The organism is Eubacterium barkeri (genome assembly GCF_900107125.1).
Lineage (GTDB): Bacteria > Bacillota > Clostridia > Eubacteriales > Eubacteriaceae > Eubacterium_O > Eubacterium_O barkeri.
In genome coordinates, this window is sequence record NZ_FNOU01000017.1 from 17,806 (window position 1) to 38,368 (window position 20,563).

The following is a 20,563-nucleotide window of genomic DNA, read 5'->3' on the forward strand; positions in this document are numbered from 1 at the left end:
ACCAACATCATACTTAAAATAAAAAGGAACCTTCAATGAAAAACTTATTTAAGCACATTTATCAAATTATCCGCCACCCCGTCACCTTTTTTGAAGAAGCCCAGACCTGGGAGAAACGCCCCATCTGGATTCCCATCCTCATCCTCGTGCTCACCGGTATCATCGGCGGCCTTTCAGCCGGCGGGGCCGTGAGTGCCTTCTCCGGTATGCTCACTGAAGATCAAGCCGGTATGGTCAAAACCATCGCCATGATCACTGGTATCATCGGCGGCCCCATTGGCTTACTTCTGGCCTGGCTCATCAAAGGACTTATCTATCAGGGCATCCTGAAAAAAATGTCTGGTGAAGGCGACGAAGCCAAGCTGAACGACACCCTGTTTTTTACAGGGATTTGCTCCTTCCCCTTAATGATTCCCGCTATTTTAAATACCATTATTGCCCTGACCGGTCATGTCAGCCTTAATTTAAGTGGCGGATTCAATGTGGTATCCTACCTGGCCGGAAGCATTAATCTCTTTATCATCTACCAGCTTTTCCTGACCATCATCGCCATGGCAAAGCTCCATCGCCTCAGCTATAAAAAAGCCGCCATCCCCATTATTGCCCTGGAAGTCATTGTGGCTATTTTCAACCTTGTCACCGGACTCATGTCTGCCAGCTCCACAGCTTCAGTGATGAACTCCGTCAATAGCGGACAATAAAAAGCTCCGCATTGACAACGGTATCAAATCCATGTATAATTAACTCATGAAAAGAAAACAGTATTAAACGATAAAATCCGTAAAATATAAGGTAAGTGAAGCTTTAAGTCCCTTGTATTTTGCGGATTTTTTTATAAGGAAGGTGGATTTATGAAAAAGGGAAGCATTGCCCTGGTGGGGGGCAAGATCATCACGATGGAACCCCATAACCCTGAGGCTTCTGCCATTTTAGTGGAAGAGGGAATCATCACCTTACTGGGGGATGACCAAACCATCATCACCCAGGCGGCGGAAAAGGGAATTGAACAGCTAGATCTGGCTGGACGTTGCGCCGTTCCAGGCCTCCATGATTGTCATGTCCACGTCATGGGTACCGGGATTGGAGCTACTGGAGTAGACTTGTACGATGCCGGTAATATTCGCGGTGTTTTAGATTTAATCCTCCAGGCCGCACAGGATCAGCCCCATGGATGGATTTATGGTACCCGTCTGGATGAATCCCGATTGGAGGAAAAGCGTGCCCCTACCGCCACAGAAATTGATACGGTCATGCCAAATCGCGGTGTCTTTTTGGTGGACCGAGGCCTCCATTATACCCAACTTAACACCAAAGCTTTTCAGGCCATTGGCTTTCAGGATGAAGACGGCATCCTTTGGGATGTTTCCGGGCGTCCAACGGGCCGGGTCCACGGTGAAGCCAATGGTGTTGCCAAGACCTATTATAATGATAAAATGTCCGACGAACAGCGGATTGCCGCCATTCAATACGTTTCGAACCTTGCGGTTTCCAAGGGAGTGACCACCATCCACGCCATGGAGGGAGGGACGCTCTTCTCCGATGCCGATATCCCCGTTTTTAACCAGCTTCAAGGGGAGCTGCCCCTGGATATCCTGATGTATTGGGATACCCCGGACTTATCCATCATTGAAGAGGCCGGTTATCCCCGTATGGGAACCGATATCCTGCTGGACGGATCCATCGGCTCCCGAACGGCTGCCTTTGATACCCCCTATGCCGATGATCCCAACACCTGCGGTATCCTCTATTTTAAACAGGAGGATGTCAACCATTTAGTGGAAAGTGCTTTTTCAAAGGGGCTCCAAAGTGGCTTCCATGCCATTGGACCATGCGGCATCCGTATGGCATTGGATGCTTTGGAATACGCCCTGGAAAAAAATCCCGTGGCAGACCATCGCTACCGCATCGAGCATTTTGGATTTCCCGATGACCGGGATATTCTCAGGGCCAAACGCTTAGGGGCCATTATTTCCACCCAGCCCTCCTTTAGCTACCTTCGGGGCGGTCCTGGCAGTGTGTACAATCTCCGTACCGGTGACGAACGAGAGGAACAGGCCTACAGTCTGCGGCGTTACACCGATGCCGGCCTGATGCTCTGTGGTGGCTCTGATTCCAGCGTTACTCCCATCGATCCAATTTTAGGGATTCACGCCGCCGTCAATCCACCCTACGCCCAGAACGCTCTGACCCCCCAGGAAGCCCTGGCCATGTTTACTACCAATGCCGCCTACGCCGCCTTTGAGGAGGATTGCAAGGGCTCACTAAAACCTGGAAAGCTAGGGGATATCACCATCCTTTCCGACGATCCACTTTCCGTTTTACCCCAATCCATTGGGGATATCCAGGTTGAAGCCACCATCGTCAGGGGGACGGTGGTTTATCATAAATCGCTTCAGCAGTAGAGAACATATCCAGAGGAGGATAATTTTATGAAGTATATTATGGGAATCGATCAGGGAACCACCGGAACCCGGGCAATGATCTTCGACGCTGACGTCAACATTGTGGCCCAGGCTTACAGCGAATTCACCCAGTATTTCCCCAAGGACGGCTGGGTGGAGCACGACGCCGAAGAAATTTGGGAAACCACCCAGGCCATGATGAAAAAAGCCCTGGCCGAAGCGGGCATTACGGCCGCGGCCATTGCCGCCATCGGCATCACCAATCAGCGGGAAACCACGGTTTTCTGGGATAAAGATACGGGAAAGCCCGCCTGTCGTGCCATGGTGTGGCAGGACCGCCGGACACTGCCCATTTGTGAAGAATTGGAAGCCACGGATGGTCCTGATCTGGTGGAACGCACCGGGATGATCATCGTCCCCAATGATGCCGCCACAAAAATTCGGTGGTTCCTGGATCATGACGAAATCGTCCGCCAGGGTGTAGCCGAGAATCGTTTGATTTACGGCACCATGGACACCTGGCTGATTTGGAAGTTATCCGGCGGTGCGGCCCATGTAACGGACCACTCCAATAACTCCGTCACCCTGCTTCAAAACGCCAGAAGCCTGGATTATGATGAAAAAACTCTGGAACTCCTCAACATTCCCCGGGAAATCCTCCCTAAAATTTGTGGCTCCAGTGAAATTTACGCCCATACCACCCCAGAAGCCTTCTTTGGTGCCAGCGTCCCCATCGCCGGTATCTGCGGCGATCAGCAGTCTGCTGCCTTTGGCCAGGGTTGTATGGAACCCGGCACGGCTAAAAACACCTATGGCACCGGTTCCTTTATCGTGATGAACACCGGTGGCCAGTACGTCCCCCCTTCTGATGGGGTGTTCTCCCCGGTTCTGTGGACCATTGATGGCAAAACCGATTATGGCCTGGAGGGTATGGCCGATGTCTCTGGCGCGGTGATTCAATGGCTCCGGGATGGTCTGGGCATCATCGAAGAAAGTGGCGATGCTGAAAAGCTGGCCCTCACCGTTGAGGACAGCATGGGTGTGTACTTTATTCCTGCCTTTGTGGGTTTGGGCGCCCCCTACTACGATAGCTACGCCCGGGGAACCATCTTCGGCATTACCCGGGGGACCACCAAGGCCCACATCGCCCGGGCAGCCCTGGAATCCATGGCCTTCCAGGTCCGGGATGCCTTTAAGGTTATGGAAAAGAAATCCGGAATGAAGCTGGCCAAGCTCCGAGCCGATGGTGGCGGCGCTAAAAGTGACTTTATGCTTCAGTTCCAGGCGGATATTCTCGGTGTTCCGGTGGAACGCCCGGTTATCACTGAAACCACCTGCTTAGGGGCGGTCTATTTGGCTGGCCTGGCCGTTGGATATTGGGACAGTGTGGCATCTCTATCCCAATTCTGGAAGGTTGAAAAACGCTTTGAACCCCGAATTTCTGAAGCAAAGCGGGAAGAATTAATTGCTGGATGGAATGCCGCCATTGACCACGCCAAGGGCTGGCTCAAGCGGTAGACATCATATAAAAGAGTAAGCACGTTGGTCAGATTTCAATTGAAGAATAATCAGGGGGATTATGATGAAAAAGAACATACTCGTATTTGGCGATTCCAACACCTGGGGCTGGAACCCCGCAAATAACCTGGTGGACCCCATTACCCGCTGGGATGATGATGTCCGTTGGACCGGTGTGGCCCAGACCCTTTTGGGGGATGGCTACAACATCATTAACCAGGGACTCAATGGACGCACCACAGTGTGGGACGACCCCATTGAAGAATACCGCTGTGGCAAGGACCAGATTGTGCCTGCCATGGACATCGCTGCACCACTGGATTTGGTCATTATCTTCGTTGGGACCAATGATTTGAAGGTCCGTTATACGGTCAGTGCCCAGGATATTGCCAATGGTGTGGGTATCCTGGTGGATAAGGCCCTGCATCAGGCTGGCGCCTACGGTGCTGGCGGCCCCAAGGTCCTCCTCATTGGACCACCAGCCCTGGGTCCCATTGAAAATGGTGTGTTTAAATATATGTTTGAAGGCAATGTTGAAAAATCCAAGCACCTGGGAACCTTCTACGAAGGCGTTGCCGCCACCTACGGTGTCGAGTACTTTGATGCCGATGTCGTCGTCCACAGCAGTGAAGAAGACGGCCTCCACCTCCAGGATGATCAGCACCGGATTTTAGGTGAAGCCCTGGCAGCTGAAATCAAACGAATTTTAGGATAATGAATTAAAAAACCGCCCCGTGCGGTTTTTTTAATTTCATCAAATATCATACAACCATCACATTCTTAAAGTCTTATCAAATAAAAAATTAGAGAAGGGGATTCATTCCATCTTTAGCCCCTATTTCCCTCATAAGGAAGTAACTGCCAAGGCCCCTTAGACCGCTCGGATTCAAGGGGTTTTACAAGTATTAGAAATCCTTAATTCCCGCCGCTATTCTTTTCTTTTTCATATTTCATGTTATAATTACAATAAGATGAAAAAGATTTAGGAGGCAACCATGAAATTCCACGATATCGCATATCGCACGAACCATCTTATCACCCGGACAGCCCTCGGCAGTATTAAAATTCCAGAGCCTCCTGCTTTGATAGGACCGGGTATGGTGCGTCGTTTTCCTGAAGTCATGATGACCACTGGTGTATCCAATGTGCTCATCATTAGTGGAAAGCACCTGGTGGACGCTGGCGTCCTGGATGATTTCCTCGATGGACTTCTTGCCCAGGGTATTCACTTTTCACTCTTTACCGACCGGGGCCCGGACCCGACCCTGGAAGAAATCGCCGCTGCCCTTTCCCAATACTACCACGATGGCTGTGATGGTATTGTCGGTTTTGGGGGTGGTTCCGCTTTAGATTGTGCTAAAATTACTGCTGCAAAGGTCACCAATGACATCCCCATCGAACGGATGAAGGGACTGTTTAAGCTGCGCCATAAACTCCCCCCCTTCTTTGCCATTCCCACCACAGCAGGCTCTGGCAGTGAAGCCTCCATTGCTGCCGTCATTACCAATGCCCAAACCCATGATAAAGTCAGTATTGCCGATACCAAGCTGATTCCCCTGGCCACTGTGCTGGACGCCGAGCTCACCTTAGCCCTTTCTCCCCAGTTAACCGCTGAAGGCGGAATGGACGCCCTCACCCATGCCATTGAGGCTTATATTGGCTGGTACGATACCCCCTATGTTAAAGAAAAAGCCATCTCTGCCGTTAAAATTATCCTGGAGGATTTAGAGGCGACTTATGATGATGGTCATAATATTGACCTGCGCCAAAACCTGCTGGTGGCATCCCACAATGCCGGCCTGGCCTTCACCCGGGCTTACATTGGCTATACCCATGCCATCGCCCATGCTTTAGGCGGGGCCTACGGCTTACCCCATGGACAGCTCTGTGCCACAGTTCTGCCCCATGTTCTTCATTTCTCTAAAGAAAAAGCTTCTGCCAAACTGGCGGAGCTGGCCTATGCCGCTGGTTTAGGCGATGCCAGCCTCAGTGATTCTGAACTTGCTGAGCTTCTCATCGATAAGATTCGCCAAATGAACATTCATATGGGCATCCCTGGAAGCATTGACGCCCTGAAGGTGGAGGATGTGCCGGATTTAGCCAAGCATATCCTGGCTGAAGCCAACCCGACCTATCCGGTTCCCCGGATTATGAATTACAACCAATGCGTGGAAATTCTTGGAAAGCTTTTAACCGATTAGAGATACCATTTAAAAATCATCCAATGGACTGACTGTCATTGGATGATTTTTTTTAATGCCCATCGAAGCAATTGCTAAGGCCATGGACATCCTTTTTTTCGTGGCTAAATAATGTCCGAAGAGGGCGACTCTGAACCCTTTCTATTGCCATGATTCCATGATATAATAAAAATAATTATAAAGTGGAGAAAAGCCATGAAAAACTATCTCATCATCGACCCTGCTGTTCCCCATCGGGTCGCCCAGGATTTTAATACCCATTTTGAGCACTGGTTAACCAGCGCCATTTTTCCCATGCTCGTCAATCGTCTGGGAGAAGCCCTCCCTGCCGAGATGTCTGCCATCACCTTTAATGAGGATACCATTACCCTTGGCAGCTGCCAGGTACGTTTCGTCCTCATTCCCGGATATCGCCGGATGGACTTCATCCCCCTTCAGGATAAGGTCAATACCGAATATCTGGAGGCGATAGACTCAGCCTGCCAGCAAATCACAACAATTTTAAGTAAAAACCGCCATCTTCCGGATTACCCTTTCTGGGAAGCGCTGCCCAATGCCCTGGAACAGATTCTTAGGGATTTACAGGGTGATGTCTGTCCTGCTACCGTCACCCGGATCCGCACAGAATTCAGCCACTATTTTAGTCTGGAGCAGGCCGCCCATTTAAAGCAAAACCCAGGCAGGGCTTTATTCAAGGCATTGCTTTCCATCCTCTTGATTTTAGATCGAATCTTTGTACTTCCCCCCTCCATCCTGGGTAATTTTCTCCCCCAGGAGCTGGTTCAGGAAGAATATTCAACCATCGAGATTTACAGCGATGCCCTGCTGACCTACGGCGCCGATGCCGTGGATGTGGTGCGCCATGAGTTTTTTCACTTCGTCCATTATGCCTGTATCAAGGCCTGCCAGGGCCGATGGCTGAATTATTCCCATTCCTTCCAGGAAGACTTAGCCGTAGTAGAAAGCCTGGCCCGATATTTTGACGGTACACCAGAGACCCTGGGGGCCTTTCCCGGCAACCCCTACTTTGGTGCCAATTACCTCAAGCTTTTCGAGCTGCTTTCCGATGACAGCACCCCGGTGCACTACCACGAGTCAAACCAGACCCCTTTATGCTTTAAAGGCGAGCTGGCCCCCCGGGAAGCGGCTACCATCAACGCTCTGTACCAGGAATACGCCAATGGTCTGGAAGAAAGTGCCTTTAAACAGGTGTTCGCCCTTTCCCTGAGGGATATGGGCAAGGCCTATCAATTCATGTCTGAAATCCGCCATTTGTGTTTAACCCGGGTGGAAATTACCGCGTAAATCCAAAGCGGGGCAAATCCTTATTGGACTGCCCCGCTTTTTTATTGCCCTATAAGCGCATCCGATTCCCAGTGACATTCATAATAAAGGACTCCCCAAAGGCGGTGCGCAGCCGCTCCAGGTTATCATCTCCCGTGCAATGGGAAACGGCCATGAACTGGGGGTGTAATGCAGAAAGCGCTGTGATGGTAGCATCCAGGCGATCCGGGCTGCAATGGATGAGATGGGTTCCCCCGATTATTCCCCTGAGAGGCATCTCCACCGCTGCCATAGCCGCCGAAACCATATTGACAATTCCCCGATGGGCGCATCCTGAAATCAGAATCAGTCCGCTGGGAGTCCCAATGCCCAGGGCAATTTCATCCCCAAAGGAATCCACACTGCCGTCCTCCAGCCGAAACCCCTGGTCCAGAGGCTCGTACCCCTGAACCAGCGGAAAATGCTGAAAAAGATAAAGATTAGGGGCAATGGTCCTCACCGGAGCATCCACCTCCACCAAGGTTGCCCCGGCTGACATAAGCTGCTCTTTGGTAAAGCCATTTCCAATAAACCGGGGATTTCCAGCCAGACCGTCCTCATCCAGCTTTCCATGGTATTTTCCATTGAAATAACCCTTGCCATAATAAAGGGGTGCGGTGATATCCACGGCCTTTAAAAGGGGCATCAGCCCCCCGCTATGATCATAATGGCCATGACTTAAAACAATATGGGTTAACTGGGACAAATCCACCCCCAAATACCAGGCATTTTCCACAAAATCCCCGGATTGCCCCGTATCAAAGAGAATTTTCGAGGTCCCTATATCAATATACAGGGAGAAGCCATGCTCAAAAGCCAGGCGTTTATCCCTTCCAGGATGATTTTCAATGAGTGTGATAATCTCCATTTTGTCATCCTTTACCCATTTGTTTCGCTACTTTTTCGCCACAGTCGGGGGTGCAAACCGAGATACCACAGATTCAGCCACCCGCAGGCCATCACAGGCCGCGGAGGTAATCCCTCCGGCATACCCCGCCCCTTCTCCGGCAGGATACAGTCCCCCCACCGTGCTTTGATAATCCTCACCCCGAAGGATACGCACGGGTGAAGAGCTCCGGGTTTCCACTGCCGTGATCCGGGCCTCTTCTCCATCAAAGCCCGCTATGCGTTTCCCAAAGACGGGAATAGCCTCCAATAGTCCCTCCACTGCAAATTCCGGCAAGCAGGCCCTCACCCGCTGCCCAGCTTCTGTATCTTCCTGGAAATCCTTCCAGGTACAGGACGGTGCTTTAAAGGCCCCTCCGCCATTTTCATAGGCCAGGCTTTCCCAATGCTCCTGGAAGGCGATGCCCGCCAGCACATCCCCAGATCCAAAATCCGTGGGGCGTACATCGCACAAAATCCCGGCGTTGGCGATCCCGCTATTTCTGGCACGATTGCTCATGCCATTGACACAAACCAGACCCGGTTGAGTCGATGCCGTTATGACCTCACCCCCGGGGCACATACAGAAGGAATATACACCCCGGCCATTGGCACCCCGGTAACTCAGCTTATAATCCGCAGCGGGCAATCCCTTGGTATCCCCATACTGGGAATGATCGATAAGGGATTGGGGATGTGCCATGCGAACCCCAATGGAAAAGGGCTTTTGCTCCATGGGGATATCCGCCCCCCTTAGCATAGCGAAGGTGTCCCGGGCGGAATGCCCCAGGGCCAAGATGACGCTGCCACTGGAAAGGCTGCTCTCTTTTCCGTCACTAAGGACTTCCACTCCACCAACCGCCCCGGAATCTGTCACCTGGAGGCCTGTCGCCTTTGTGTTAAAACGAATCTCACCCCCGGCTGCCTCAATGCGACGACGCAGGGTCACTACCACAGATCTCAGAACATCGGTGCCGATATGGGGCTTTTGCTTATAGAGAATGTCCTCTGGTGCTCCGGCCTGAACAAAGGCCTCCAACACCCTTCGGATTCGAGGGTCCTTGGTCCCCGTGGTAAGCTTTCCATCGGAGAAGGTCCCGGCACCTCCCTCCCCAAAGAGGACATTGGATTCGGGATTAAGGTGACCCTCTGTCCAAAAGGCCGCCACATCCTTTACCCGCTTGGCCATATCCCCACCCCGTTCCAGAACGATGGGAGCGTAGCCCGCCTCTGCTAAATACAGGGCGGCAAAAAGGCCGCAGGGCCCAAATCCCACCACCACGGGACGGCCAGTAAGTGCCTCCTTACCGGGAACAATGGCTGGGGTCTTTTGCTTTTTAATGGGCTGGGCATTTTTCTTTCCCTTGCCTCTCAAGGGAAGGGCAGTGCTGAAATCCACGGTATAAACCAGCCGGATATCGGATTGGTCCCGGGCGTCGATGGATTCTTTTCTAACCGTGAACTCCCCGGGGCCCAGGCTATCCTGGGGCAGACCACAGATTTTTTCTATTTTTCTTGGAATCAGGGACCAATCTTCTTTGATATTCAGTTTAATATTATTGATACGATAGCGGGTCTTTTTCATTATGTCTCCATCTGCTTTGAAAGGGCGGCAACCACCGCCTGACGACCGGTGCGAAAGGCATAATCCAGATTATAGCCGCCACAGGGGCCGTCATAATCCAGAATTTCTCCAGCAAAATAAAGCCCCGGTACCAGCCGGGATTCGAAGGTGAGCGGACTGACCTCCTCCCAGGGGATTCCACCAGCAGTACACTGGGCCATCTTAAAGCCCATCACCCCTGAAGGTTTGATCACCAGGGCGTGGAGACATTCTTCCAATCGGGCAAAATCCTCTGGGGTACAGTCCTTTAGGGACTGGGTCCCTGTCATTCCCCATTGGCTAAGCACCCATTTTGCCAGGGGGTATTTTAACATCCCGCAAAGGAGATCCAGGCAATGGCTCTCCCCAAAGTGTTCGTACTGTTTCATAAAGAAGGGATAAAAGGATTCTCCAGGATTAACATCCAGGGTGATGGTATAAGGGGCTAGCCGTCTTTCATCCCGATAAAGTAGATGTCGGCTTAAATTAAAGGCGCAAATCCCCGAGATGCCATAGTCTGTCAATTGGATTTCCCCAGCCTCCACAAAAACAGGTTCCATTTCCCAGTAGAGGGTAAGCTGCCCCTTCACCCGCACCCCTTTAAGGGCCTTGGGCAGATCCTCACAGATCACCCCGGTGAGGACTGGCAGGGTTTTGGTCACCTGATGTCCCAGGGATTTAGCCAAAGCATAGCCATCCCCAGAACACCCATAGGCTGGCCCGGCTTTTCCCCCTGTAGCGATCAGAACGCGACGGGCGGTGTAGGTCTGATCCTCTGTTTTCAGATAAAACTCCTTTCCCTTCCGGGTCATGGCGACAACTGCCGCCTCGGTGAACACCTGAATACCGGCCTTTTGTATTCCCAGGGTCAGGGTCTCCACCAACCCAGGTGCGCTTTCTGAGAAGGGGTAGAGTCTGCCGGTATCGTCCGACCGCACCGGTATCCCTTGGTCCTCAAAGAAAGCAATGGTTTCATCCACCCCGGGAATCGCCCCATTGGATAAATTACAGCGGCCATTTCCCGTTGCCCGGAGCTTTTTACCCAGGGTATCTTTTTTTTCCAAAATAGCTATCCGGGCCCCGGGGTACTGCCCCACAGCCTCTAAGGCCCCGGCCATACCTGCCGCACCCCCACCGATGATAATTAAATCGTAGATTGTCAGGGCCATCTCAGCCTTCCATCATTTCGTCTGGGTTAAACACATCCGCATCAAACCATAAACGGGATTCCCGTTTGAAGGCGCCTTCCGAGTCACAGCAATGGACCAGATTTTTGACAATTCGTCCCTCGGCATCTGCCGCCGCCAGGGAATCCTCGCCATAGTACCCCCGAATGGTCTCTTCTCCAGCCTTGGAGGGATCGGTCTTCCCCACTAACTTCCGGGCATGGGCAATGGCATCCGGTCCCTCATGGGCGATGATAACGGGGACCATGGTCTTTCCCACAAAATAGTCCAGCACCTGATTCTTAAAACCTTCCCCCAGCTTCTGGATCACCTCTTCATAATGTTCAAGGATCAGCTCCGGCGTGACCTCTCGAAGGTCGAATAATTCGATGGTAAAGCCCCCTTCCTTAAAATCCTTTAGAATGGGCCCAACCAAATGCCGCTCAAGGGCATCGGGTTTAAATATAATAAAACAATATGACTTCATGGTGTCCTCCTTTTGGGCTTTCTTATCTTCAGTATACGTTATTTGTGGTTGGGATACAAGGGATTTAAAAAACACCCCCTGTACCACTGATGGGATACCGGGGATGTGAAGGAGAGCAAATTAATGTTATCGCATTATTGTATCCGGCTGACGAAGTCGGCGTAGGCTTCACAGCCATGTTCATGGACGTCTAAGCCTTCAATTTCAACGATGCGTTCTACACGCAGGCCGTGGGCTTTCTTGAGGATGAAGAAGAAGATCCCCGAGGTAATGAGTGCCCAGGCGGCTACACAGATGACACCAATGAACTGAACCCCAAAGAGGTTAAAGCCACCACCGTAGAACAGACCAACGACGGCATCTTCCGTACCTGGCATATAGTTGGCAAAGAGACCAACTAACAGGGTGCCAAGGACCCCGCAGCCACCGTGTACCGAAATGGCACCAACCGGATCATCAATCCTGCATTTACTATCAATGAAGGGAACCAGTAAGGATACGGTAATGCCAGAAAGAACACCCACCCAGATAGACCCCCAGAGGGTGATGACCTGACAGCCAGCGGTAATCCCCACCAGCCCAGCGAGAACACCATTTAAGGTCATGGAAACATCTGGTTTTTTATACCGGAACCAGGTAAAGAACATGACCGTTAATCCACCGGCTGCTGCCGCCAGGTTCGTGGTCATTGCGATATGTCCAATTTCATCAGTTACCGCAATGGTGGAACCGCAGTTAAATCCAAACCAGGCAAACCAGAGGATAAAAACACCCAAAGCGCCCAGGGTCAAAGAGTGACCGGGAATGGCATTGGCCGAGCCATCCTTATTATATTTACCAATACGGGGCCCCACCATAATGGCACCCATGAGGGCTACCCAGCCCCCCACCGAATGGACGGCGGTTGAACCGGCAAAATCTACAAAACCCATCTGGCTTAAGAAGCCGCCGCCCCAAATCCAATGACCAGACACCGGATAGATGATTAAACTAACGAAGGCAGAGATTGCGCAGTAGGCGGTAAACTTCGTACGCCCAGCCACAGCCCCGGAAACGATGGTTGCCGCAGTGGCACAGAACACCGTCTGGAAAAATATATAGAGCTCTGGGGGAATATTATCCACCACCTGGATGGATGTTGGATTAAAGAATCCCGACGTTCCTATGAAGGCACCATCCCCGCCAAACATGACAGCAAAGCCCACACAAAGGAAGAGAATTGAACCAATCATGTAATCCACAAAGTTCTTCATAATGATGTTTCCGGCGTTTTTAGCCCGGGTAAAGCCTGTTTCCACCATGGCAAAGCCCGGCTGCATAAACATAACCAGAGCAGCCCCCAGGAAAACCCATACGATATCTGCATATTGCTGCATATCCATAAGTAAATACCTCTTTCTTTCTTTTTCAAAAAATAAAGGGAATCCTTATTTTCAATGTATCCCATGTAAAAAGGGTTAATGACCGTTTTACATTGAAAATAATTATCCCCATTGATAATCCTATCGCTATTCTTTTAAATCCCACTCTGTCCCATTAGATCGCCATTAGATCGCATTCGGACCGCGTTCCCCTGTCCGGATACGAACGACATCCGCCACATCGTACACAAAGATCTTTCCGCCGCCAATTTCATCAGAGGGCAGTCTTTCCGTTAACAGCTTAATGATGATTTCTGCAGTTTCAGCATCAGTGATGGTTTCAAGCTTAATCTTTGGCAGAAAGTTTACTGTGTAGGATGTTCCCCGATAGGATTTTTTAAATCCCTTCTGGTTCCCATACCCCATAATGTTGGTAATCATCATTCCCTGAATATCACAGGTATTTAGAATCTCCTTAGCATCCTCTAAAAGATTGGGATTCAGCACAATCTCTAATTTCTTCATACTTTCCTCCTTATATTTTGTAAAAACAAAAACGAATCCATCGGGGAGTGGAATGAGAAAAAGCTTCCCGACGGACTCGTCTTTGAGTCAGTGTAACAATTGATTCAATTTATCCTTAAACGTAGAACAGTAAATCTTCGTAAATGGGGTAAGGCCAATACTTTTCCCCTACCATGGTTTCCAGCTCATCCGCTGTTGCCCGAAGGCTTTCCATGGCAGAAATAACCTTTTCCAAATAGAATTTCGCCTGGGCCAGAGCGTCATCAACATCCTGAGCTTCCACAACCACCCGATCCAAGGTATCAATCTTCTTGATCATGCTACTGTACAGCCTGGAAATCGTGCTAAGCTGGGTTTCTTCTCCAGTGGAATCAATCAAATCCCCCAGAGCCTTCTTCTGGGATAATACCGCCGTTAAATCTTTAATATAATCAAGGACAGCCGGTGTGATCTGACGCTTTACCATGGACAGCATGGTGAGTGCTTCAATATTAATGGTTTTGGAGTATTCTTCCAAATGGATCTCTTCCCGAGCCTTCATTTCAGCAGCACTGTAAATCCCGTGTTTTTCCATCAGGTCCATATTCTTTTGGCTGGCATAAACCTCGAAGGCTTCCGGTGTCGTCCGAAGGTTCGGCAGGCCCCGGCGTTTTGCCTCTTCCACCCATTCATCGGAGTAGTTATTGCCATTGAAAACCACACGCTTGTGTTCCTGAAGGGAATTTTTCAGCAGCTCACGGCAATCCGCCTCAAAGTTTTCAGAACCTTCCAGTGCATCTGCAAAGCGCTCCAGCACTTCAGCAACAATGGTATTCAGGGCAATATTAGGTCCTGCGATGGACTGGTTGGAGCCCAACATACGGAATTCAAACTTGTTCCCTGTAAAGGCAAAGGGAGAGGTCCGGTTCCGGTCCGTGGCATCCCCCACAAAATTGGGAACGGAGTCTACCCCAATATCCATGACCAAGTCCTTAGCCGTTTCCACGGGCTTACCGGTTTCCAGTGACTTAAGAGCTGCCGTCAGCTGATCCCCCAGGAAGATGGATACAATGGCAGGTGGTGCTTCGTTGGCCCCCAGACGATGGTCATTCCCGGCACTGGCCACGGTGGCCCGCATCAGCTCCGGATAACGGTCGACGGCTTCGATAACCGCCACCAGGAAGGTTAAAAACTGAAGATTATCTGCTGGATTATCCCCAGGGTTAAGGAGATTTTCTCCGGTATCGCTACTCATGGCCCAGTTATTATGCTTCCCAGACCCATTGACACCCCCAAAGGGTTTTTCATTAATCAGACAGGACAAATCATGACGGTAAGCCACCTTACGAAGGGTTTCCATAATCAAATGGTTATTGTCCGTCGCCTGGTTCGAGGTTGAAAACACAGGTGCCAGCTCATGCTGGGCCGGAGCGACCTCATTGTGACGGGTTTTAGAAGGAATACCCAGCTTCCACAGCTCAGTATCCACATCCCGCATAAAATTACAAACCCGTCCGCGGATGCGCCCAAAGTAATGATCTTCCATTTCCTGACCCTTTGGCGGCTTGGAGCCAAAGAGGGTCCGTCCGGTTAGGATGAGGTCCTTTCGGGCCTTGAACATTTCCCGTTCAATGAGGAAATATTCCTGTTCAGCACCGACAGTGGTGGTAACCTTCTTGACATCCTTGCCGAAGAGCCTAAGCACCCGAACCGCTTCGGCGGATAAGGCCCGCATGGAACGCAGCAGCGGCGTCTTTTTATCCAGCACTTCCCCGGAGTAGGAAATAAAGGTGGTGGGGATGTATAAGGTGGTTCCCTTCACAAAGGCGAAGGAGGTGGGGTCCCAGGCGGTATAGCCCCGGGCCTCAAAGGTTGCCCGCAGTCCACCCGATGGAAATGAAGAAGCATCCGGTTCACCCTTGATGAGCTCCTTGCCAGAAAATTCCATAATGACCTTGCCCTCTTCGGTGGGACTGATAAAGGCGTCATGCTTTTCAGCTGTAATGCCTGTCATTGGCTGGAACCAATGGGTAAAGTGTGTTGCCCCCTGCTCCATGGCCCAATCCTTCATGGCATTGGCCACAACCTCAGCAACCTCGCCTTCCAGTGGCAAATCTTCCTTGATGGTTTTCATCATGCTCTTATAAATGTGCTTTGGCAGACGCTTTCGCATCACCGTGATGTTAAACACCTTGGAACCGAACAATTCGATAACATCCTCTTTCGAATCTTTGATTTCCATTAATTCTTCAGACATAACAGCCTCCTTGGGTAAATTTATATATTCCTTTATCAACAAAGATGATATACTAAAGGTAATCCATGAACCCATCGGTCTGGCACCCGGTGAGGGGTGTGTCAGACCGATGATGCGGTTCAAGGAAGCAGGGGCTTGAGGGAACCCCTGCACTAGATAACGACACCCCATCCTTTCTGAGGAATTAAACAGTAGATAACAGATAAGGAAGCATCTTACACTGTCTGATCTTAGGCAGTGCAACTTTGTTGACTGTCATGGGATGGATATCGAAATCGTCTGGTTAACAACCCGAGAGACAATATATAAAAAAATGGCGCATTTAAAAGCGCGTTATACACCTTCAAAAGCACCATTGCTTATCTCATTGTAGCAGCTCACGCCGCATCTCTTAAGTTGTTGAACTCATTATAGACGAATCCTAAGGATTTGTAAAGTCTTTTTTTGAAAAAGCATCATGAAATGGGTATCAGTTTACATTGACTTGCAATGCTGTCGCTTTTTTCATTGGATCGATAATGTCCATAATGGATTTATAAATAGTCTTGTCACCTTGAACATTGCGGTTTAAAATAGACTTAAGCGGGTACATTGCGTTCCCATTTAGATGTTTCATGCATCATAAGGAGGTTATCAAATGAACAAAGAACAATTGGCACGTATGGCTGACGGCAAGGGATTCATCGCCGCACTGGATCAAAGCGGTGGCAGTACGCCAAAGGCACTGCGTCTTTATGGCATCCCTGATGATGCCTATCACGGTGAACACCAGATGTTTGATTTAATCCATGATATGCGAAAACGTATCATTCAAAGCCCAGCCTTTACCAGTACCCATATTCTGGCAGCCATCCTGTTCGAACAAACCATGGACCGGGAAATTGATGGCGTCTATACGGGTGAATATCTGTGGAAGGAAAAGGGAATCGTCCCCTTTGTCAAGGTAGACCAGGGACTGGACACTGATAAATTTGGCGTTCAGCTTATGAAACCCCTGAGCAGGCTTGATGAACTCCTCAGCCGGGCAAAGGCCCGCCATATTTTCGGTACTAAAATGCGCTCCGTCATCCACGAGGCCAACCGCAATGGCATCGCAAAGATTGTAGAACAACAGTTTGAAGTCGGCTTAGATATCATCGGACAAGGCTTTATGCCCATCCTGGAGCCTGAAGTGGATATCCATAGCAGCACCAAGGCCGAAGCTGAAGTAATCCTCTTAGAAGAGATCTTCAAGCGTCTGACTGAATTGCCCGAGGATGTTCGTTTGATGTTCAAGCTGACCATTCCCTCCCAGAATGACTTCTATGGAACCCTTATTGCTGATCCCCATGTCCTCCGCTGCGTCGCCCTCTCCGGTGGTTACAGCCGTGAAGATGCGAATAAACGTCTGGCCCAAAATCCTGGCCTCATCGCCAGCTTCTCCCGGGGTCTTACTGAAGGACTGAATATTCATCAGAGCGATATTGAATTCAACTATCGCCTGAAGGAATCCATCCAAAATATTTATAACGCCAGTATTTCATAATAAAAAAGGGCTGCCACAGGATAATATGTGGCAGCCCTTTTTACAGAATTTTATCAAGATGACTGTTCCCTGATCTTTCGTTTTATGGAAAAGAAAATATTAACCAATACCATAGAAACCACAATCCCCCCGGCAATGGCCACCGCGGTATTAATGGCTACCAGGCCATAATGCACACAGTTCTGCCACTCTTCTGCAAAGGCAAAATTCATGGTCATGAATAAAGCCGACCCCGGAATCAGGGGGATAAAGCCCACCACCAGGTACACGGTGGTGGGTACCTTGCGTCTTCGTGCCATAAATTCTGAATAAATTCCCAGAAAAAGGGCGGCATAGAAATAGCGAAAGGCATCTCCGGTGCACCAAATCCCTGCCAGAACGTAAACCCACCAATCCAGCAGTCCCCCGAAGGCCGTCCAGAACAAGTCCTTCCCCCGAATATTAAAGAGGATGGCAAAGCCCAGAGATCCAAAAAACGCTGCAATTATCTGAATAAGGTCATGGATCATGTCAGCCTCCAAAGGTAAAATTAATGAGTGCGAATCCAAAGGCGATGGCCAGGGCGATGATAATCGCTTCCGTACAACGCACAGCCCCGGATATCATGTTGTCCATAAACATATCCCGGATGGAATTGGTAAACATTAGCCCGGGAATCAGAACCATGATATTCCCAATGCTAACCTTTTCCGCAGAAATTCCAATTCCCAGACGGGTGCTGCTGATGGCTAAAAACCCTGCCGCTGCCGCACACAGGCAGATGACCACGAACCGATTGACATCCAGCCGATTTAAAGAATACTCGACAATCTTAATGACGATACCAATCCCCCCAGCTACCACGGCGTCCAGGGCTGTCCCTCCGAAGAAAATGGCAAAGGCCGCCGAGATCAAGGCATAGGCCAGACCCAGCTGCCAATGGGTATAGGCGGGTAATTGAGAAATAGCTGCCATGCGCCCCTGGATTTCCTTTGGCTGCAGTTTCTTCTCACAAATGCTCCTGGAAAGGTCATTGAGCTTCTCCATCATGTTTAAATCGTAGGAAAAGCCTGAAATCCGTCGGGTTTGGGTGAGCACCCCAAAATCCTCACCAGACATGGTCACCACAATGGTATAGGTAATGGAGAAGACATCCACCCGGTCTGCGCCGTAGGCTAATCCAATGCGTTCAATGGTATCCTCCACTCGATGGATTTCAGCACCCCGAATGAGCATCCACTCTCCAATATCCAGAGCACAGGCTAAATATTCATTGGCCAATGCCACTTTTTCTGGATTGTACATTCCACACCTCCTCAGCTGTCATAGATTCCTTATTTTTATTGATAGAATTTTATTATATGCACCGCTATGGTGAAAGTCAATATTTAAAAACTTTTTTAATTTTTCTATTGACATTTACGTCAAATTCTCGTATTATATAGTAGTCGTCGTTACGGGGGCATGGCGCAGTTGGGAGCGCGTCTGAATGGCATTCAGAAGGCCGGGGGTTCGAGTCCCCCTGTCTCCACCATTAAATCTAAAAACGACACACATGATTGACATAAGTGAATATCGCAAATCATGTTAACCCTTGGTGAATATCATCAAGGGTTTTTTCATGCAAAAAATCCCCTAGCCGAAGCCAGGGGGAAATACAAATTAAAGTCCAAGAGCTGCTTGTGTAGCCATACCAACGATTCCATCTGCAACCAATCCATGATCCCGCTGGAATGTTTTGACGGCCGCAAATGTAGCCGGCCCTGGGATACCATCTAGCTCACCAGTGTAATAGCCAAGCTTTTTTAGGCGTGTCTGATAGGCTAGTACCTCATCTTTAGCGGACGCCTGGGTAATGAGTCCAAACAGGCCATCGTCCGGGATACCGTAGGCCCGCTGTCCGCATTTAACACCATTAGTGGTCTGTACCCCATCAATACCATCAATGGGAGCCGCCGGATTATAACCACAGATGACCATCCAATACTGGATATTGATTAAATCCCAGGGTACATCACTGCCTTGCGCCGGCTCGGGATTAGTAACGGTTGGTCCGCCACCAACGTATTTGGCCCAGGCATCGGCGTTGCCGTAAAACACATTAAGGTCCAGATTGCCACCCCATCCAGATATTTGTCCACCACTGGTGTATTGCAGGATAGCAGCATCACTCCAATGACCAATGGGGTACATTGGGGCATCTGGGACATATCCATTAACACTATCAACACTATAATATGCCACCCAGAGTCCATAATCACCAGCCACGACATCGGACCAGTCATACTCGTTCGTAACTGACCCACTCATATAAATAAGCGGTTTAACGCCTGTCCTGGCCTGTACACGGTCTAAAAATTCTTTGGCGTATCCAGGGCCACAATTCACGGCATTGGTTTCCCAATCCAGGATAAGGATTGCGTGTCCGATGTATCCCTGTACATTATCCACAAAATAATCCGCTTCGGCCGTCCCAGAGCTGTTACCATCTGCAAAGTGGTAGACACCCAAACGCTTCCCGGTCGATTTAGCCTCTTGATAAGCACGGTCACAGTCATCGTTGACGTAATCGGTGCCTTCTGTCGCTTTGATAATGACAAAGTCGGCCGGCACCGCATCCAGATTAATCCCCCGCTGATAAGCACTAATGTCAATTCCATTCAAACTCATTTTAATTTTCCTCCGTTTCCTTTTCTTTCAAAACATCAATGGCCTTCGTGAGCACATCCGGAATCGGTACGCCCATGAGGCCCATGTTTTCGATAATACTTAACGCCTCATTGATGCAAAATGCGATGACCACTGCATCCCTGGCGAGATTTGACCCAATGAGCATATCCACCTGACAGGCCACCACGACCACAAGTAGGATGCCGCCTTTACGCAAAAGACCCTTAAATCCTGCTCTGGATTCAAGGGCCCCGGAATCGGTCTTCGTTGACGTTTTAAACACGCCGGCCACAACCAGTCCTGTGATGTAGTCAACGGCCATAAAAATTAATAATGCTTGCAATGCGGTGTCCCAGCCTCCCATATACGTTGCAATGACACCCCCGACGGTGCCAACGATGCCTAAAAAAATATCATATTTCATAATTTTTATACCTCCACAACCCGGTTATTAATCTTGTCATACGTATCCAAATAAGCCTCTTTTTTGTCACCATTGTAGGTCAACTCAAACAACAATTTATCCTTGCTATGAGTAGCTAAAATGGCCTTATTATTCTGGAGCGTTTTACATGACCACACAATAAATACTTTGTCTTTAGTTATAGGTTGATGTAACACATCGTTGTAATAATTAACGATTGTATCTTCTGCAAAATCTAAAAATTTCTGGTCGTCCATA

The 20,563-nt window shown here is 49.7% G+C and carries 19 protein-coding genes and 1 tRNA gene; 8 read left to right on the plus strand and 12 right to left on the minus strand.

The features are described 5' to 3' along the window. The first annotated feature begins 35 nt into the window (after positions 1-35). The 6 genes from BLU30_RS10035 to BLU30_RS10060 all read left to right on the plus strand — a co-directional run bounded on the left by BLU30_RS10035 (position 36) and on the right by BLU30_RS10060 (position 7,426). The gene (locus tag BLU30_RS10035; RefSeq protein ID WP_090246022.1) at positions 36-701 is read left to right on the plus strand and encodes a Yip1 family protein; all 666 of its coding nucleotides are present in this window, start codon (positions 36-38) and stop codon (positions 699-701) included. A 150-nt stretch (positions 702-851) separates the two neighbouring features. Further along, positions 852-2,402 carry an amidohydrolase gene (locus BLU30_RS10040; protein WP_090246024.1) on the plus strand — a complete coding sequence of 517 codons (1,551 nt, stop codon included), beginning with the start codon at positions 852-854 and terminating at the stop codon, positions 2,400-2,402. Between the two features lie 27 nt (positions 2,403-2,429). Next, on the plus strand, positions 2,430-3,920 hold the full coding sequence (glpK, locus tag BLU30_RS10045; RefSeq protein ID WP_090246026.1) for a glycerol kinase GlpK: 1,491 nt from the start codon (positions 2,430-2,432) through the stop codon (positions 3,918-3,920). 64 nt (positions 3,921-3,984) lie between these two features. Beyond that, complete coding sequence (locus BLU30_RS10050; protein ID WP_090246028.1) at positions 3,985-4,635, plus strand: SGNH/GDSL hydrolase family protein; 651 nt, start codon at positions 3,985-3,987, stop codon at positions 4,633-4,635. A 280-nt stretch (positions 4,636-4,915) separates the two neighbouring features. Beyond that, positions 4,916-6,121, plus strand: coding sequence for an iron-containing alcohol dehydrogenase (locus BLU30_RS10055; protein ID WP_090246030.1), 1,206 nt, complete (start codon positions 4,916-4,918; stop codon positions 6,119-6,121). Between the two features lie 195 nt (positions 6,122-6,316). After that, on the plus strand, positions 6,317-7,426 hold the full coding sequence (locus tag BLU30_RS10060) for a hypothetical protein (RefSeq protein ID WP_090246032.1): 1,110 nt from the start codon (positions 6,317-6,319) through the stop codon (positions 7,424-7,426). Between the two features lie 49 nt (positions 7,427-7,475). Here BLU30_RS10060 and BLU30_RS10065 read toward each other — a convergent pair whose 3' ends face one another. From BLU30_RS10065 to BLU30_RS10095, 7 genes are all read right to left on the minus strand, one after another. Next, the gene (locus tag BLU30_RS10065; RefSeq protein ID WP_090246033.1) at positions 7,476-8,312 is read right to left on the minus strand and encodes an MBL fold metallo-hydrolase; all 837 of its coding nucleotides are present in this window, start codon (positions 8,310-8,312) and stop codon (positions 7,476-7,478) included. 27 nt (positions 8,313-8,339) lie between these two features. Continuing rightward, entirely contained in the window at positions 8,340-9,914 is a 1,575-nt protein-coding gene (locus BLU30_RS10070; RefSeq protein WP_090246035.1) for an NAD(P)/FAD-dependent oxidoreductase, read from the minus strand. Then, a complete protein-coding gene (locus BLU30_RS10075; RefSeq protein WP_090246037.1) occupies positions 9,914-11,101 on the minus strand; it encodes an aminoacetone oxidase family FAD-binding enzyme in 1,188 nt (395 codons plus the stop codon). The genes BLU30_RS10070 and BLU30_RS10075 overlap by 1 nt, the downstream gene beginning before the upstream one ends. A gap of 1 nt (position 11,102) precedes the next feature. Beyond that, positions 11,103-11,585, minus strand: a complete 483-nt coding sequence (locus tag BLU30_RS10080) for a nucleoside-diphosphate kinase (RefSeq protein WP_090246039.1) — start codon at positions 11,583-11,585, stop codon at positions 11,103-11,105. A 134-nt stretch (positions 11,586-11,719) separates the two neighbouring features. Continuing rightward, entirely contained in the window at positions 11,720-12,967 is a 1,248-nt protein-coding gene (locus BLU30_RS10085) for an ammonium transporter (RefSeq protein ID WP_207648002.1), read from the minus strand. 165 nt (positions 12,968-13,132) lie between these two features. Beyond that, the gene (locus BLU30_RS10090; protein WP_090246041.1) at positions 13,133-13,471 is read right to left on the minus strand and encodes a P-II family nitrogen regulator; all 339 of its coding nucleotides are present in this window, start codon (positions 13,469-13,471) and stop codon (positions 13,133-13,135) included. Positions 13,472-13,586: 115 nt separating this feature from the next. Beyond that, a complete protein-coding gene (locus BLU30_RS10095; protein ID WP_090246043.1) occupies positions 13,587-15,707 on the minus strand; it encodes a glutamine synthetase III family protein in 2,121 nt (706 codons plus the stop codon). A 637-nt stretch (positions 15,708-16,344) separates the two neighbouring features. Between BLU30_RS10095 and BLU30_RS10100 the strand changes: the two genes are divergently transcribed. After that, positions 16,345-17,232, plus strand: coding sequence for a fructose bisphosphate aldolase (locus tag BLU30_RS10100; protein ID WP_090246045.1), 888 nt, complete (start codon positions 16,345-16,347; stop codon positions 17,230-17,232). Positions 17,233-17,285: 53 nt separating this feature from the next. Here BLU30_RS10100 and BLU30_RS10105 read toward each other — a convergent pair whose 3' ends face one another. Further along, the gene (locus tag BLU30_RS10105) at positions 17,286-17,741 is read right to left on the minus strand and encodes a threonine/serine exporter family protein (RefSeq protein WP_242873563.1); all 456 of its coding nucleotides are present in this window, start codon (positions 17,739-17,741) and stop codon (positions 17,286-17,288) included. A 1-nt stretch (position 17,742) separates the two neighbouring features. Further along, on the minus strand, positions 17,743-18,516 hold the full coding sequence (locus BLU30_RS10110) for a threonine/serine exporter family protein (RefSeq protein WP_090246047.1): 774 nt from the start codon (positions 18,514-18,516) through the stop codon (positions 17,743-17,745). A 153-nt stretch (positions 18,517-18,669) separates the two neighbouring features. On the opposite strand from BLU30_RS10110, the gene BLU30_RS10115 reads away from it, so the two are divergent. Beyond that, a tRNA-Ala gene (locus tag BLU30_RS10115) sits at positions 18,670-18,745 on the plus strand. 128 nt (positions 18,746-18,873) lie between these two features. On the opposite strand, the gene BLU30_RS10120 is transcribed toward BLU30_RS10115, so the two are convergent. From BLU30_RS10120 to BLU30_RS10130, 3 genes are read right to left on the minus strand one after another with little or no spacing between them, the layout of a single operon-like run. Next, on the minus strand, positions 18,874-19,881 hold the full coding sequence (locus BLU30_RS10120) for a GH25 family lysozyme (RefSeq protein ID WP_090246049.1): 1,008 nt from the start codon (positions 19,879-19,881) through the stop codon (positions 18,874-18,876). 1 nt (position 19,882) lies between these two features. Beyond that, the gene (locus BLU30_RS10125) at positions 19,883-20,305 is read right to left on the minus strand and encodes a phage holin family protein (RefSeq protein ID WP_090246051.1); all 423 of its coding nucleotides are present in this window, start codon (positions 20,303-20,305) and stop codon (positions 19,883-19,885) included. 5 nt (positions 20,306-20,310) lie between these two features. Continuing rightward, entirely contained in the window at positions 20,311-20,562 is a 252-nt protein-coding gene (locus tag BLU30_RS10130) for a DUF6275 family protein (RefSeq protein ID WP_090246053.1), read from the minus strand. Between the last annotated feature and the right edge of the window lies 1 nt (position 20,563).